At 63.3% G+C, this 15281-nt stretch carries 13 protein-coding genes and 1 riboswitch; of the genes, 6 read left to right on the top strand and 7 right to left on the bottom strand.

Annotated elements, in window-relative coordinates; translation table 11 throughout:
- Positions 1-20 precede the first annotated feature (20 nt).
- A complete protein-coding gene (locus tag F6X62_RS17470; RefSeq protein ID WP_063546544.1) occupies positions 21-638 on the top strand; it encodes a hemolysin III family protein in 618 nt (205 codons plus the stop codon).
- Between the two features lie 9 nt (positions 639-647).
- On the opposite strand, the gene F6X62_RS17465 is transcribed toward F6X62_RS17470, so the two are convergent.
- Both F6X62_RS17465 and F6X62_RS17460 read right to left on the bottom strand, forming a co-directional pair.
- The gene (locus F6X62_RS17465) at positions 648-1367 is read right to left on the bottom strand and encodes a 16S rRNA (uracil(1498)-N(3))-methyltransferase (RefSeq protein ID WP_153774258.1); all 720 of its coding nucleotides are present in this window, start codon (positions 1365-1367) and stop codon (positions 648-650) included.
- A 151-nt stretch (positions 1368-1518) separates the two neighbouring features.
- A complete protein-coding gene (locus F6X62_RS17460) occupies positions 1519-2925 on the bottom strand; it encodes an adenosylmethionine--8-amino-7-oxononanoate transaminase (protein WP_153774257.1) in 1407 nt (468 codons plus the stop codon).
- Between the two features lie 274 nt (positions 2926-3199).
- On the opposite strand from F6X62_RS17460, the gene F6X62_RS17455 reads away from it, so the two are divergent.
- The 3 genes from F6X62_RS17455 (at position 3200) to F6X62_RS17445 (ending at position 6381) form a co-directional block, all read left to right on the top strand.
- Positions 3200-4999, top strand: a complete 1800-nt coding sequence (locus F6X62_RS17455; protein WP_153774256.1) for a flavin monoamine oxidase family protein — start codon at positions 3200-3202, stop codon at positions 4997-4999.
- A 217-nt stretch (positions 5000-5216) separates the two neighbouring features.
- Positions 5217-5768: a cytochrome b gene (locus tag F6X62_RS17450; RefSeq protein WP_065863857.1), complete on the top strand. Its 552-nt coding sequence runs from the start codon at positions 5217-5219 to the stop codon at positions 5766-5768.
- A gap of 34 nt (positions 5769-5802) precedes the next feature.
- A complete protein-coding gene (locus F6X62_RS17445) occupies positions 5803-6381 on the top strand; it encodes a YceI family protein (protein WP_054894828.1) in 579 nt (192 codons plus the stop codon).
- A 53-nt stretch (positions 6382-6434) separates the two neighbouring features.
- On the opposite strand, the gene F6X62_RS17435 is transcribed toward F6X62_RS17445, so the two are convergent.
- From F6X62_RS17435 to ahcY, 4 genes are all read right to left on the bottom strand, one after another.
- Positions 6435-8339 carry a DEAD/DEAH box helicase gene (locus tag F6X62_RS17435; RefSeq protein ID WP_178117563.1) on the bottom strand — a complete coding sequence of 635 codons (1905 nt, stop codon included), beginning with the start codon at positions 8337-8339 and terminating at the stop codon, positions 6435-6437.
- A 339-nt stretch (positions 8340-8678) separates the two neighbouring features.
- A complete protein-coding gene (locus tag F6X62_RS17430) occupies positions 8679-9755 on the bottom strand; it encodes a hypothetical protein (RefSeq protein ID WP_153774254.1) in 1077 nt (358 codons plus the stop codon).
- A gap of 91 nt (positions 9756-9846) precedes the next feature.
- Positions 9847-10692, bottom strand: a complete 846-nt coding sequence (metF, locus tag F6X62_RS17425; protein WP_054894825.1) for a methylenetetrahydrofolate reductase [NAD(P)H] — start codon at positions 10690-10692, stop codon at positions 9847-9849.
- A gap of 131 nt (positions 10693-10823) precedes the next feature.
- A complete protein-coding gene (gene ahcY, locus F6X62_RS17420; protein ID WP_065863853.1) occupies positions 10824-12233 on the bottom strand; it encodes an adenosylhomocysteinase in 1410 nt (469 codons plus the stop codon).
- Between the two features lie 21 nt (positions 12234-12254).
- Positions 12255-12350, bottom strand: a riboswitch (S-adenosyl-L-homocysteine riboswitch).
- 179 nt (positions 12351-12529) lie between these two features.
- Between ahcY and F6X62_RS17415 the strand changes: the two genes are divergently transcribed.
- A complete protein-coding gene (locus F6X62_RS17415) occupies positions 12530-12931 on the top strand; it encodes an acyl-CoA thioesterase (protein WP_054894823.1) in 402 nt (133 codons plus the stop codon).
- A gap of 58 nt (positions 12932-12989) precedes the next feature.
- Here F6X62_RS17415 and F6X62_RS17410 read toward each other — a convergent pair whose 3' ends face one another.
- A complete protein-coding gene (locus F6X62_RS17410) occupies positions 12990-14225 on the bottom strand; it encodes a sodium:proton antiporter (protein ID WP_065863852.1) in 1236 nt (411 codons plus the stop codon).
- 200 nt (positions 14226-14425) lie between these two features.
- Between F6X62_RS17410 and F6X62_RS17405 the strand changes: the two genes are divergently transcribed.
- The gene (locus tag F6X62_RS17405) at positions 14426-15259 is read left to right on the top strand and encodes a DMT family transporter (RefSeq protein ID WP_153774253.1); all 834 of its coding nucleotides are present in this window, start codon (positions 14426-14428) and stop codon (positions 15257-15259) included.
- The last annotated feature ends 22 nt before the right edge of the window (positions 15260-15281 follow it).

The raw sequence follows: 15281 nt of genomic DNA, 5'->3' as shown, positions 1-15281 counted from the left end.
TTGTGGAGGTCTGAGCCTGCATGTACTACGGTGAACGCTTCAACGCCTGGACCCACCTGGTCGGTGCTGTCCTGGCCTGTATCGGTGCCATCTGGCTGATCGTCGTCGCGGGCTTGCAGGGCGACCCCTGGAAGATCGTCAGCTTCTCCATCTACGGCTTTACGCTGCTGTTGCTCTACAGCATTTCCACGCTCTATCACAGCACGCGCGGCCGGGCGAAGGTGGTCATGCGCAAGCTCGATCACCTGTCGATCTACCTGCTCATCGCCGGCAGCTATACACCGTTCTGCCTAGTCAGTCTGCGCGGGCCCTGGGGCTGGAGCCTGTTCGGCATCGTCTGGGGCCTGGCGGTGATCGGCATGCTCCAGGAGATCAAACCGCGCTCCGAGGCACGGATCCTCTCGATCATCATCTACGCGGTGATGGGCTGGATCGTGCTGGTGGCGGTTAAGCCGCTGCTCCACAGCCTCGGTGGCGCTGGCTTTGCCTGGCTGGCGGCCGGCGGTGTGCTGTACACCGTCGGCATCATCTTTTTCGCCTTCGACAGCCGCTTTCGCCACTGGCACGGCATCTGGCACCTGTTCGTCATCGCTGGCAGCCTGATGCACTTCGTCGCGGTGTACTTCTACGTGCTATAGGGGCTGAGCTTAGAAATCGCCCCACAGCTGCTGCGCCACCGATAGCGCCACCACCGGCGCCGTCTCGGTGCGCAGTACGCGAGGGCCGAGGCGGGCGGCGTGGAAGCCGGCGCCCTTGGCCTGATCGACTTCGGCATCGCTCAAGCCACCCTCAGGTCCGATCAGAAAGGCCAGACGTGTCGGTTTGTCGTGGCTGGTCAGCGGCTCGGCCACCGGGTGCAGGACCAGCTTGAGATCGGCATCGCTGTCTTTCAACCATTCGGCCAGGGTCACCGGCGGGTGGATCACTGGCAGCGTGGAGCGCCCGCATTGTTCGCAGGCGCTGATCGCCACCTGGCGCCAGTGAGCCAGGCGCTTGTCGGCGCGCTCGTCCTTCAGACGCACTTCGCAGCGCTCGCTGACGATCGGGGTGATTTGGTTGACGCCCAGCTCAGTGGCTTTCTGGATCGCCCAGTCCATGCGCTCGCCACGGGACAGCCCCTGGCCGAGGTGGATGTGCAGCGGCGAATCGGGCTGGCCGGGCAGGGCCTGGTCGAGGCTGACCCGCACGGATTTCTTGCCCACTTCGAGCAACTGGCCGAGGTATTCCTGGCCGCTGCCGTCGAACAGTTGCACGGCGGCGCCGACGCTCATGCGCAGCACGCGGCCGATGTAGTGGGCCTGGGCCTCGGGCAACTCGTGCTCGCCAAGGCTCAGGGGGACGTCGATGAAGAAACGGGAGAGGCGCATGGTTTGGCTCGGGGCAAAGGGTGGACATGGACCCTGTGGCAGGGTGGGCATGGACCCTGTGGGAGCGGGTTCACCCGCGAATGCGGCGGTGCGGCCACCATCGTATTCGCGGGTAAACCCGCTCCCACAGGGTGCGCGTGGGGACTGAGGCCTAGCCTGGATCGCGGAAGTCGGGATGGAAATCGGCCGGCACCGCCACGCTGACACTGTCACGGGTGGCGATGTCGATGCCTTCGCTGGCCACTTCGGCCAGGAAGTCGATCTGCTCCGGGGTGATCACGTAGGGCGGCAGGAAATACACCACGCTGCCCAGCGGACGCAACAGCGCGCCGCGGCTCAGGGCATGCTCGAAGACCTTCAGGCCGCGGCGTTCCTGCCACGGGTAGGCGACCTTGCCGGCCTTGTCCTTGACCATCTCGATGGCCAGAGCCATGCCGGTCTGGCGCACTTCGGCCACGTTCGGGTGATCGACCAGGTGCGCGGTGGCGCTGGCCATGCGCGCCGACAGCGCCTTGTTGGCGTCGATCACCTGGTCCTGCTCGAAGATGTCCAGGGTCGCCAGCGCCGCGGCGCAGGCCAGTGGGTTGCCGGTGTAGCTGTGCGAATGGAGGAAGGCGCGCAGGGTCGGGTAGTCGTCGTAGAAGGCCTGGTACACGTCATCGGTGGTCAGGCAGGCGGCCAGTGGCAGGTAGCCACCGGTCAGGGCCTTGGACAGGCAGAGGAAGTCTGGGCGGATACCGGCCTGCTCGCAGGCGAACATCGTGCCGGTGCGGCCGAAACCGACGGCGATTTCGTCATGGATCAGGTGCACACCGTAACGGTCGCAGGCTTCGCGCAGCAGCTTGAGGTAGACCGGATGATACATGCGCATGCCGCCAGCGCCCTGGATCAGCGGCTCGACGATGACCGCGGCAATCGTGGCGTGGTGTTCGGCCAGGGTCTGCTCCATGGCTGCGAACATGTTGCGCGAGTGTTCCTCCCAGCCCATGCCCTCAGGGCGCAGGTAGCAATCAGGGCTGGGCACCTTGATGGTGTCGAGCAGCAGGGCCTTGTAGGTTTCGGTGAACAGCGGCACGTCGCCGACCGACATCGCGGCGATGGTTTCGCCGTGGTAGCTGTTGGTCAGGGTGACGAAGCGTTTCTTGGCGCCGTGGCCCTTGTTCTGCCAGTAGTGGAAGCTCATCTTCAGCGCCACTTCGATGCATGACGAGCCGTTGTCGGCGTAGAACACTCGATCCAGCCCGGCCGGGGTCATGGCCACCAGGCGCTCGGACAGCTCGATCACCGGCTGATGGCTGAAGCCTGCAAGGATGACGTGTTCGAGCTGGTCGACCTGATCCTTGATGCGCTGGTTGATGCGCGGATTGGCATGGCCGAAGACGTTGACCCACCAGGAGCTGACCGCGTCCAGATAGCGCTTGCCCTCGAAGTCCTCGAGCCAGACACCCTCGCCGCGGCGAATCGGGATCAGCGGCAGGCTCTCGTGGTCTTTCATCTGGGTGCAGGGGTGCCACAGGACCTTGAGGTCGCGCTGCATCCACTGTTGATTCAGGCCCATGGGCGGATCTCCTGGCTGGGGTGGCAAGTAGGACGGCGTAAGCCTAAGCAAAGGCACCCCCAGGAACAACCTTGGATTTTGTGCAGGCTTGTGTGGGAGCTGGCTTCTCGGGACGCCGAACCGCCGCGAAGGACCCACCACAGAAACCTGAACCATTCGAAGCACTTGATAGCGCTGTGCTGGCAGGCTCCTGGGACCTGACGTATTCTTAGCGCTTCTCTCCTGGGGAGATCCTCCCCACTTACATTTCGCTTCTGATCCGGAGTTCGCCGACATGGCTGCTGCTTGGGTGCGCCTGTGCGCGTTGGTATTGATTGGTGCATCCAGCGCTGGTGCGCTGGCGAAGGACAAGACCCCCACGGCCATTGTCGTCGGTGGTGGCCTGGCCGGCCTGACGGCAGCCTACGAGCTGCAGTCCAAGGGCTGGCAGGTGACCCTGCTCGAAGCCAAGGGCGGCATGGGTGGCCGTTCGGGGCTGGCGACCAGCGAGTGGATCGGCAACAACAAGGCGCAACCGGTACTCAATCAATACCTGGACCGCTTCAAGCTGGAAACCTTGCCTGCGCCCGAGTTCGTGCGTACCCCAGGCTACCTGATCGACGGTGAGTACTTCAGCGCGACCGACCTCGCCACCAAGCAGCCCGCGACCGCCGAGGCGATCAAGCGCTACGAGAAGACCCTCGATGACCTGGCCCGTTCGATCGATGACCCGCTGAACCCGGCTGCCAACAGCACGTTGTTCGCCCTCGATCAGATCAACGTCTCCACCTGGCTGGACAAGCTGCAACTGCCAGCGACCGCCCGTCAGTTGATCAACCAGCAGATCCGTACCCGCTATGACGAGCCCTCGCGCCTGTCGTTGCTCTATTTCGCCCAGCAGAGCCGGGTCTATCGTGGGGTTGGCGACCGAGACCTGCGTGCGGCACGCCTGCCTGGCGGCAGTCCGGTGCTGGCACAGGCCTTCGTCAAGCAACTCAAGACCATCAAGACCAGTTCGCCGGTCACCGCCATCGTCCAGGACAAGGACGGCGTCACCGTCAAGGTGGGGGCCGTGGGCTACCAGGCTGACTATCTGGTCCTTGCCGTGCCGCTGCGCGCGCTGGCCAAGATCCAGATGACGCCGGGACTGGACAACCAGCATCTGGCGGCACTCAAAGGCACCAACTACGGCTGGCGCGACCAGTTGCTGCTCAAGTTCAAGAACCCGGTCTGGGAGAGCCGCTCGCGTATGTCGGGCGAGATCTTCAGCAACGCAGGCCTGGGCATGCTGTGGATCGAACCGGCGCTCAAGGGCGGTGCCAATGTGGTGATCAACCTGTCCGGCGACAACGCCCGCCTGCTGCAGGCCTTCGGTGACAAGCAGATGGTCGACCAGGTGCTGATTCGCCTGCATGCCTTCTACCCTCAGGCTCGTGGCGCCTTTACCGGTTACGAGGTCAAGCGCTACAGCACCGACGCCGGCACCGGCGGCGCCTACCTGGCCTACGGGCCGGGGCAGATCAGCAAGTACTGGCGTCTGTGGGAGCGCCCGGTGCAACGTGTCGCCTTTGCTGGCGAACACACCGATGCACTTTACCCGGGCACCCTGGAAGGCGCGCTGCGCAGTGGCCAGCGTGCCGCGGGCCAGGTCGAGGACCTGGCCGCTGGCAAATCCTTCGATCCAGTGGTCAAGGCGGCGCCGGTCGCTGCCGCTGCGGGCGCTGCGGCAGTCGGCGCGGCAGCCGCCAAGGACAACAAGCCTGGCTTCTTCTCCCGTCTGTTCGGTGGCGACGACAAACCGGTGGCCAAGACCGAGCCGGTGACCAAGGCCGCCGAGCCGACACCCGCGCCGCCAGCTCCTGCTCCTGCAGCCGCACCAGCGGCGCCGGCCGTTGCGCCTGTGGCCAAGGAAGAACCGGTCAAGGCCCAACCCGCCAAGGCTGCACCGACCAAGGCGGCACCTGCCAAGCACGCACCAGCGCACAAGCCGCCGGCCAAGCAGGCCAGCAAGACGGAGCCGGTGAAGAAGGCCGCCGCAAAAGCCGAGCCGGTCAAGAAGAAACCCTCGACCGACACTCAGGCCAAGGCCAACTGATTGGTCATTGCGGGCACTCGTGGCATTGCCGCGATGTGCCCGCGCTGTTGCCTGGCCTGGCAAGTCCCCCCGCGTTCGCCTACCGTTAATGTTTTCTTAATTGGATGAATTCAAAATAAGCTATCGATTTTCTCGATTATAAGAAGCGGACTTTTCCGCTTTATTTCGATACTTATCGCGTTATCTTGTGCACAGCTTTCACGGGGAATACGCCAACATGCAACTGCGCAATTCTGCTTCTCGCTATGGTGCGGTCAGCATCTTCCTGCACTGGGGCGTGGCCCTTGTCGTATTCGGGTTGTTCGGTCTGGGCCTGTGGATGGTCGGTCTCGACTACTACGATCCTTGGCGCAAAGCCGGGCCCGACCTGCACAAGAGCATTGGCCTGGTATTACTGGCTGTCATGCTGCTGCGCGTACTCTGGCGTTTGATCAGCCCACCTCCACCGGCTCCGGCCAGCCACGGGTCACTCACCCGCATGGCCGCCAAGCTGGGGCACCTGGCGCTGTATCTGGGGTTGTTCGCGGTCATGGCCGCCGGCTACCTGATCTCCACTGCCGATGGTGTCGGCATTCCGGTATTCGGCCTGTTCGAAGTACCGGCACTGGTCAGCAACCTGCCCGATCAGGCGGACACTGCCGGTGTGATTCACCTGTATCTGGCCTGGGGGCTGGTGATTTTCGCCATCCTGCATGCCCTGGCAGCCTTGAAACACCATTTCATTGACCGTGACGCGACCCTGGCTCGTATGCTGGGCCGCAAAGCTTGACTCTCAACCTCAATTGCAAATGAAGGAAGTAAGGATGTTGAAAAAGACTTTTGCCGCCCTGGCGCTCGGTACCGCTCTGATTGGCGCTGGTCAGGCCATGGCCGCTGACTACAAGATCGACAAGGAAGGCCAGCATGCTTTCGTCGACTGGAAGATCAGCCACCTGGGCTACAGCTTCATCCACGGCACATTCAAGGACTTCGACGGCTCGTTCTCCTGGGACAGCGCCAAGCCTGAAGCCAGCAAGATCAGCGTCGACCTGAAGACTGCCAGCCTGTGGTCCAACCATGCCGAGCGCGACAAGCACATCGCCAGCGCCGACTTCCTGGACGTGAAGAAATATCCCGACGCCAAGTTCGTCTCCACGGCCGTCAAGTCCACCGGTGACAAGACTGCCGACGTGACCGGCGACCTGACCCTGCATGGCGTGACCAAGCCGGTCACCTTCAAGGCCGTGTTCAACGGCGAGGGCAAGGACCCGTGGGGTGGCGAGCGCGCTGGCTTCAACGCCAAGACCACGCTGAACCTGAACGACTTTGGCATCAAGGGCCCAGGCCCGACTTCCCAGACCCTGGATCTGGACATCAGCCTGGAAGGCGTGAAGCAGAAGTGATTCGCGTCATCTGAAACGACAAGGGGCCGCTATGCGGCCCCTTGTCGTTTCTGTCAGCCCTTGCGGGTCAACAGCGCCGGACGCTCGCCACGTGGGCGGCTCGGCAGGTCATCCAGTTGCTCGGGCGTCGGGTAGCGGTCGAGCTTGGATTCCTTGCGGATGATCACAGGCGTGCTCTGCGACTCGCGCGGATTGCGCACGGCAGGTTCCTGGCGGTTGCTGTCGTCCCGGCGCGCACGGCCCGGGTTGCCATCGCGGCGTGCACCACCACCATTGTTGTTGCGGGGGCGCTTCTCGCCAGAACCCTGGCCGCCCTGGCGCTGGCCGCCGCTACCGTTGTTGTTGCGAGGCTGGCCCGAACCCGAACGCTGCCCCTGGCCTTGGGCCTGGCCGCCGTTGCCGCCCGGGCGACGGTTGCGGCCCTGGTTCTTGCCGTTCTGGTAAGGGCTGACGTAGTCGGCGCGGTTGCCGAAGTTGTCGATATCGTCGTCCAGGAACTCTTCCGGGTCGCGATCGGCGGGTACTTTGGGGGCATTGCCTTGGGCCTGGCCGGCCTGCTGCTGACGCGGCTTCCTGTTGTCGCGCTGCTTGCGTGGCTCCTGCTTCTTCTGCTGCGGCTTGTCGCCTGCAGTGCCCTTGTCGGCAGGCTTGTCGGCGGCCTGTTGCTTGGTCTTGCCTTTGTCCTTGCCCTTGTCCTTGCGCCCGCCGCTGCCTTCCTTGCTGCCTTCGGCACGTTGCTGCTGGTTGCGCCCGCCGCGGCCGTTGTTCTGCTGGCGCTCGCGCACCTCGGGTTTCTCGGCCTCGACCTGCGAGGCATCGAAGCCCATCAGGTCGCCATCCGGGATCCTCTGCTTGGTTACCCGCTCGATGCTCTTGAGCAGTTTCTCTTCGTCAGGTGCCACCAGCGAAATGGCTTCACCGGAGCGGCCAGCACGGCCAGTACGACCGATGCGGTGAACGTAGTCTTCCTCGACATTGGGCAGTTCGAAGTTGACCACGTGCGGCAACTGGTCGATATCCAGGCCGCGGGCGGCGATGTCAGTGGCGACCAGCACTCGCACGCTGTTGGCCTTGAAGTCGGCCAGAGCCTTGGTGCGCGCATTCTGGCTCTTGTTGCCGTGGATCGCGGCAGCGGTCAGACCGTGCTTTTCGAGGTACTCGGCAAGGCGGTTGGCGCCGTGCTTGGTACGGGTGAAGACCAGCACCTGTTCCCAGGCGCCGAGGGTGATCAGGTGGGCCAGCAGCGCGCGCTTGTGGCTGGCAGGCAGGCGGTAGACGCGCTGCTCGATACGCTCGACGGTGGTATTGGGCGGCGTGACCTCGATGCGCTCGGGGTTGTGCAGCAACTTGTCGGCGAGGTCGGTGATGTCCTTGGAGAAGGTCGCCGAGAACAGCAGGTTCTGGCGCTTGGCCGGCAGGCGTGCGAGGACTTTCTTCACGTCATGGATGAAGCCCATGTCGAGCATGCGGTCGGCTTCGTCCAGAACGAGAATTTCCACCTTGGACAGGTCGACGCTGCCTTGGCCGGCCAGGTCGAGCAGACGGCCCGGGCAGGCGACCAGAACGTCGACACCCTTGGCCATCGCCTGGATCTGTGGGTTCATGCCGACGCCGCCGAAGATGCAGGCGCTGATGAAGTTCAGGTCGCGGGCATAGATCTTGAAGCTGTCGTGGACCTGTGCGGCCAGTTCGCGGGTCGGGGTCAGGACCAGGACGCGCGGTTGGCGCGGGCCGTGACGCTGCGATTTGTCGGGGTGGCCACCTGGGAACAGGCGCTCGAGGATCGGCAGGGCGAAGCCACCGGTTTTACCAGTGCCAGTCTGCGCGGCGACCATCAGGTCGCGGCCTTGCAACACGGCGGGAATGGCCCGCTGTTGCACCGGGGTAGGCTGGGTGTAGCCCGCAGCCTCGATAGCGCGGACAAGTGCCTCGGAGAGACCGAGGGAAGCAAAGGACATGGGCAATCCTGTTCTCGTTTGGGCTGGGCCCTGTGGGATGTTCTGCCTGGCGCGACTGGCATCGGTGGGATGCGATCGCGTCCGGTCCAGCTGGGCTTACACTGCGCATCCTGGAGGCGGCGGGCGGGCACTTGAGGGTGCGTCGCTGCTGGTCGAGATGCCTTTTGCGAGGCCGAGCGTCCGGGCGTGAGCCGGGCGGGAAGGCCCGAGTATAACAGAGCTATCGCGATGTGCTGCGATCCTGCTGCTCAACGGCGTCGAGAAAATGTTCGGCGGAGTTTGCGTTGCGCGCATGCTGGGCAGTACAGGGGCGCTCCGCGATCGCCAGCAGGGCTGTACTCAGGCTTGCTGTGCGTCGATCAGATGCCGTTCGATATCTTTGTGACGCGTGCCCAGCGACAGACGAAGGCCGGGTTGGCGCAAGCATTCGCGCAGTTGCTCGGGGCTCATGCCGCCCTGGCGCTGATTGACGTTTTCCAGGGCCTTGTCCCACCACGCCGTGGCGCAGGCACGGTCGAATTCGTTGTCGTAGGGGTAGCAGCCATAGAGCAGTTCACGGGCGAACTGGCGGTGACGAGTGGGTAGCGTGAGGCTCATGGCCTTGTAGCCGAGGCGGTGCAGGGTGGGGGGGCGAGGCAGTTGATCGTTGACCAGCGTGATGTCGGCCATCGCGGCCTCGCCGAATGGATCGTCGCCGTGCTTGCGCAACCACGCCTGGATCTTGGCACGGAACTGGGCCTTGCGGCTCCAATAGTGATGGATGACGTCGGTGCAGGTGGCCAGTTGAAGCTTGCGGTAGGCGGCGACCGCCAGGCAGAACTCCTCGAGCGTATAGGCCTCGCGCGCCAGGGGATAAAGCTCGTCCATCAGTGCGATGGAGTGGTCCAGGATCGTTGCATCCTGTGCAGTCAGGCCCATGACGCCAGAGTTGACCAGCGGCATCTGGCAGTCGGCCAGGCCACGCTGTTGCAGAAGCGTCAGCAGGTTCTTGTACAGCAGGCACTTCTGGTTTTCGCCGTAGCGACCGCCAATGGCATTGCACAGCAGGCTGCCGGGCTTTACCCGGCGGAACAGCCCTATGGGCGATTGGCGGAAAAAGGTATCGGTATCGATCAGCACTGCCAGCGGGTGCTGCTCAAGGACATGGCGCAGCAGCACGTGCTTGCTGCGAAAGTGATACCCGTGCGGCTGGTTCCAGGTTGTACGCGTGTGCTCATCGAGCAGGTGCACGGTGACGGGCAGCTTGGCGTAGGGTTCGGGGTTGTCGGTGTAGACCTGGATGTCCATGGCTTCACCTGGCGTCTTGCGCAGGTTGGCCAGGGCGCTGACGATGCTGAAGCAGGCTTCCTGGTGATAGGTAGCCGGGCCGAAGGCGAGGTAGACGAGTTGCGGGGTGTCACGGTTACACGGCTGCATCGAGGGAAACCTGGCATCAGCTTGAATGATCAAGGCTCCAATCTACGTTCGGAGCCTTAATCATTGCTTAAGCTATTGTTACCAATAGGTTTCAGCGCGGCAGCTTGAGGTTGTTCCAGATCGCCAGGCTCGGCTCGGCCTGGTTCAGCGTGTAGAAGTGCAGGCCCGGCGCGCCACCTTGCAGCAGCTCTTCGCACATCTTGCTGATCACTTCTTCACCGAATGCCTGGATGCTGGTGGCATCGTCGCCGTAGGCTTCCAGCTGCTTGCGGATCCAGCGCGGAATCTCGGCACCACAGGCGTCGGAGAAGCGCGCCAGCTTGCTGTAGTTGGTGATCGGCATGATGCCGGGCACTACCGGAATATCCACGCCCAGCTTCTGTACGCGCTCGACGAAGTAGAAGTAGCTGTCGGCGTTGAAGAAGTACTGGGTGATGGCGCTGTCGGCACCGGCCTTGACCTTGTGCACGAAGTTGGCCAGGTCGTCCTCGAAGTTGTGCGCCTGCGGATGCATTTCGGGGTAGGCGGCAACTTCCAGGTGGAAGTGGTCACCGGTTTCCTGGCGGATGAACTCGACCAGGTCGCTGGCATGGCGCAATTCGCCACTGGCCATGCCCATGCCGGATGGCAGGTCACCGCGCAGGGCGACGATGCGCTTGATTCCGGCCGCCTTGTATTCGGCGATCAGGGCGCGCAGGTCGTCCTTGCTGTCGCCGACGCACGACAGGTGCGGGGCTGCCGGGACCTTCACTTCGTTTTCCAGTTGCAGCACGGTGTTCAGCGTGCGGTCGCGAGTCGAGCCGCCGGCGCCGTAGGTGCAGGAGAAGAAGTCGGGGTTATAGGTGGCCAGTTGACGGGCAACGGCCATGAGTTTTTCGTGACCGGCATCGGTCTTGGTCGGGAAGAACTCGAAACTGTAGCGGCGTTCCTGGGACATCGGTCGTTCCTCTGGCAGCGTGCTTCAAGCGCCAAGCTGCAAATAAAAGCCAGATCGGTGATGGCCGATCTGGCTTGGGCGTCGTTCAGATCCTTGCGCTGCTGCGGCGCGCAGTGCGCGCCGCTCGCCGCTTAGTAGCGGTACGCGTCGGGCTTGAACGGGCCTTCGACAGTCACGCCGATGTACTCGGCCTGCTGTGGGGTCAGCTGGGTGACTACACCGCCGAAGCCGCGGACCATTTCCAGGGCCACTTCTTCGTCGAGCTTCTTGGGCAGCACTTCGACGGTCAGGCGCTCGGCCTTCTTCGCAGCTGGCAGCTCGGCGAACTTCTGCTCGAACAGGAAGATCTGCGCCAGTACCTGGTTGGCGAACGAGCCGTCCATGATGCGGCTCGGGTGGCCGGTGGCGTTGCCCAGGTTCACCAGACGACCTTCGGCCAGCAGGATCAGGTAGTCGTCATTCTGCGGATCGAAGGTGCCGGCGCCGGTGCGGTGGATCTTGTGCACCTGTGGCTTGACCTCTTCCCATGCCCAGTTCTTGCGCATGAAGGCGGTGTCGATCTCGTTGTCGAAGTGACCGATGTTGCAGACCACTGCGCGCTTTTTCAGGGCCTTGAGCATGTTGGCGTCGCAGACGTTGACGTTACCGGTGGTGGTGACGATCAGGTCGATGCGGCCCAGCAGGTCCTTGTTGATGCCAGCTTCGGTACCGGTGTTGATACCGTCCTTGAACGGCGAGACCACTTCGAAGCCGTCCATGCAGGCCTGCATGGCGCAGATCGGGTCGACTTCGGTGACCTTGACGATCATGCCTTCCTGACGCAGGGACTGGGCCGAGCCCTTGCCCACGTCGCCGTAGCCGATCACCAGGGCCTGCTTGCCCGACAGCAGGTGGTCGGTGCCGCGCTTGATGGCGTCGTTCAGGCTGTGACGGCAGCCGTACTTGTTGTCGTTCTTGCTCTTGGTGACCGAGTCGTTGACGTTGATCGCCGGGACTTTCAGCTCGCCTTTGGCCAGCATGTCCAGCAGGCGGTGCACGCCAGTGGTGGTCTCTTCGGTCACGCCGTGGATCTTGTCCAGCATGGCCGGGTATTTCTTGTGCAGGATTTCGGTCAGGTCACCGCCGTCGTCCAGAACCATGTTGGCGTCCCAGGGCTGGCCATCTTTCAGGATGGTCTGCTCGATGCACCACTCGTACTCCTGCTCGGTTTCGCCTTTCCAGGCGAACACCGGGATACCGGCAGCGGCGATGGCGGCAGCAGCCTGGTCCTGGGTGGAGAAGATGTTGCAGGACGACCAGCGCACTTCGGCGCCCAGGGCGATGAGGGTCTCGATCAGCACGGCGGTCTGGATGGTCATGTGGATGCAGCCGATGATCTTCGCGCCCTTGAGCGGTTGCTCGGCTTGATACTTGCGGCGCAGGCCCATCAGTGCGGGCATTTCCGATTCGGCGATGATGACTTCCTTGCGGCCCCAGTCGGCCAGGGAGATGTCGGCGACCTTGAAGTCGGAAAAACCAGCGGGCGTGTTTACAGCGCTCATGAAGAGCCTCCATTCGTAGTGTGCGAATGGGCGCCGTTGTGCGTTGAGCGTCCGCAGCAGCGGACAACGCCCCATCCGAGCCTGACAGGTGAACCTGCTGCAGCGCCCCTCGGACAGGTGGCGGGATGACCACCGCAGCGGGTGGCCATTGGAAAACGGCGAGATTATAGCCGCGCCCGTGTGACACACCCAAGACTTTCTGTCGATTTATCGCGACGATAGTCGATGTTCAATGGAGGCTGACCGGCGGGTCTGCCATCATTACCCCACGTCAGTCAGGCACGTCAGGAGTTGTAATGAATTTCCACACGCGCAAATGGGTAAAACCCGAAGACCTCAATCCCAACGGCACCCTGTTCGGTGGCAGCCTGTTGCGCTGGATCGACGAGGAAGCGGCGATCTACGCCATCGTCCAGTTGGGCAACCAGCGGGTGGTGACCAAGTATATTTCCGAGATCAACTTCGTCAGCGCCTCGCGCCAGGGCGAGATCATCGAGCTGGGTATCACCGCCACCGAGTTCGGTCGCACCTCGATCACCCTGCAGTGCGAAGTGCGCAACAAGATCACCCGCAAGAGCATCCTCACCGTCGACAAGATGGTCTTCGTCAACCTGGGCGAGGATGGCCTGCCGGCACCGCACGGGCGCACCGAGATCAAGTACATCCAGGATCAGTTCCCGGATTCGGCGGTGGAGTAGAGCTGGAAACCGTGCGGCGCACTTCGCGAGCTTGTCCGCGAAGTGCGCGCCATCGTAATCACGGCTGGGCGCTTACCCGGCGCACCACCTTGCCGATTGTCAGCCCCTGCACCAGGATCGACGACAGCACCACGATGTAGGTGATCGACAGCAGCAGGTCGCGTTCGTCACCCACCGGCAGCGACAGCGCCAGGGCCACCGATACACCCCCGCGCAAGCCTCCCCAGGTCAGTACCCGCACCGTGCCACGTGGCACTTCGCGCCAGCGCCGCAGCAAGACGATGGCTGGCGCCACGGTCAACAGGCGCGATGCCAGCACCGCGACCGCCAGCACGCCACCCGCTGCCAGGTGCAGCCAGTTGAACGGCAGCAGCAACAGCTCCAGGCCGATCAGGGCGAAGAGCAGGGCGTTGAGCATGTCGTCGATCAGCTCCCAGAAACCATCCATGTAGCGACGGGTCATGTCGTTCATCGCCAGGTTACGCCCCAGGTTGCCGATGATCAGGCCGGCTACCACCATGGCGATCGGCGCCGACACGTGCAGTTCGTAGCACATGGCCGAGCCGCCGATCACCAGCGCCAAGGTCAGCATCACCTCGACCTGATACTGCTCGATGCTCTTGATCATGCGGTAGGTGGCGTAGCCGATCAGCCCACCGAACACCACGCCGCCTACGGCTTCGCGGGCGAACAGGATGGCGGTGTCGGAAACGCTTGGCGTCTCGCCGAGCTGGATGATGCCCAGCAGCACGGTGAACACCACCACCGCGGTACCGTCGTTGAACAGCGACTCACCAACGATGGTGGTCTTCAGCGGTTTGGAGGCGTTGGCGGTACGCAGTGCACCGAGCACCGCGATGGGGTCGGTCGGCGAGATCAGCGCGCCGAAGAGCAGGCAGTAGATCAGCGGTACGTCCCAGCCGAACATCGCGAACACCCAGTGGGCGAGATAGCCGATTACCACGGTGGCGATCAGAACGCCGATGGTGGCGAGCAGGCCGATTGGCCAGCGGTAGCTGCGCAGGTCGCCGAGGTTGACGTGCAACGCGCCCGCGAACAGCAGGAACGACAGCATCCAGTGCATCAGCAGGTCATTGAAGTCGATCTGGTTCATCAAGCCTTCGACGCGCTCCTCCAGGCCGGGAAAGCCGATCAGGCTCAGGCCTTGCAGGATCAGTGAGAACAGCAGGGCGGTGACCATCACGCCGATGGCGGGCGGCAGGCCGATGAAACGGTAGTTCACATAGGTGAGGAGGGTGGTGAGGCAGATGAACGCGGCAACTAATTCAAGCATCCTGAATCCTGTGACAATGGCTTCCAAGTCGTAACCCGAACAGCTCGGGCAGTTCTTTGATGGCCTGACGGAGCACTCGGGACACACCTTATGACCGGAATTATCAGGATCGTTCCTCAATTCACGGCTGAAGCCGCGCCTACAGGCGCTGCCCGGATCGCGTATATAGTGACGCGAGTCTTGTTCAAGGAACCTTCCGCGTGCTGGCAACTTCCCTCGTCCTGATCGCCGCCCTGCTGCATGCCACCTGGAACACCCTTATCAAGTTCAGCGCGGAGCGCCTGCTGGTGATCGCCAGTATGGACGCGGTGGCGCTGGTCTTCGCGGTGCTCGCGGTGGCGTTCGTCGAGCCCCCTCCGGCCGCGATCTGGCCGTGGCTGCTGGCCTCGGCGCTGGCCGAGCAGATCTATCGTGTCCTGCTGATCAAGGCCTACCGGGTCGGTGACCTGGGCCTGGTCTATCCTCTGATGCGTGGATTGTCGCCGCTGGTGGTGCTGGGGCTGACCCTGGCTTTCGCCGGTGAGTCGCTGAGCGGCCAGCAGATCATTGGCATCCTGCTGATCCCCTGCGGCATGGCTTGTCTGCTCTGGCAGGGCGGTGGCGGTGATCGTCTGCCCTGGTCGATGCTGCCGGTGGTGGCGCTGATCGGCCTGTGCATCGGCTGCTACACCTGGTTCGACGGCCAGGCGGTGCGCCTGTGGGGTAAACCGTGGGACTACCTGGTCTGGCTCACTCTGCTGAGTGCCTGGCCGTTCCCGGTGCTGGCGGGCGTGGCCCGACGTGAACCCTTCGTGCTGTTCTGGCGCAGCCAATGGCGACTTGGATTGGCGGTCGGGCTGTGTGTATTGCTGAGTTACGCCCTGGTGTTGTGGGCCATGCATCTGGGGTCGGTGGCGGAGGCGGCGGCGCTGCGGGAGGTCAGTGTGATCCTGGTGGTGCTGTTGGGCATGCGCTATCTCAAAGAACCTTTTGGCGGCCCGAGACTCCTAGCTTGCGGGCTGGTCCTGGCAGGCATGCTGGTGATGAAGCTCTGACCTTTCTGAACGAGGAGCCTAT

The organism is Pseudomonas sp. MNR3A, assembly GCF_009650575.1.
GTDB lineage: Bacteria > Pseudomonadota > Gammaproteobacteria > Pseudomonadales > Pseudomonadaceae > Aquipseudomonas > Aquipseudomonas machongensis.
The sequence above is the reverse complement of the archived record's forward strand: the minus strand, read 5'-3'. Positions and strand labels throughout refer to the sequence as shown.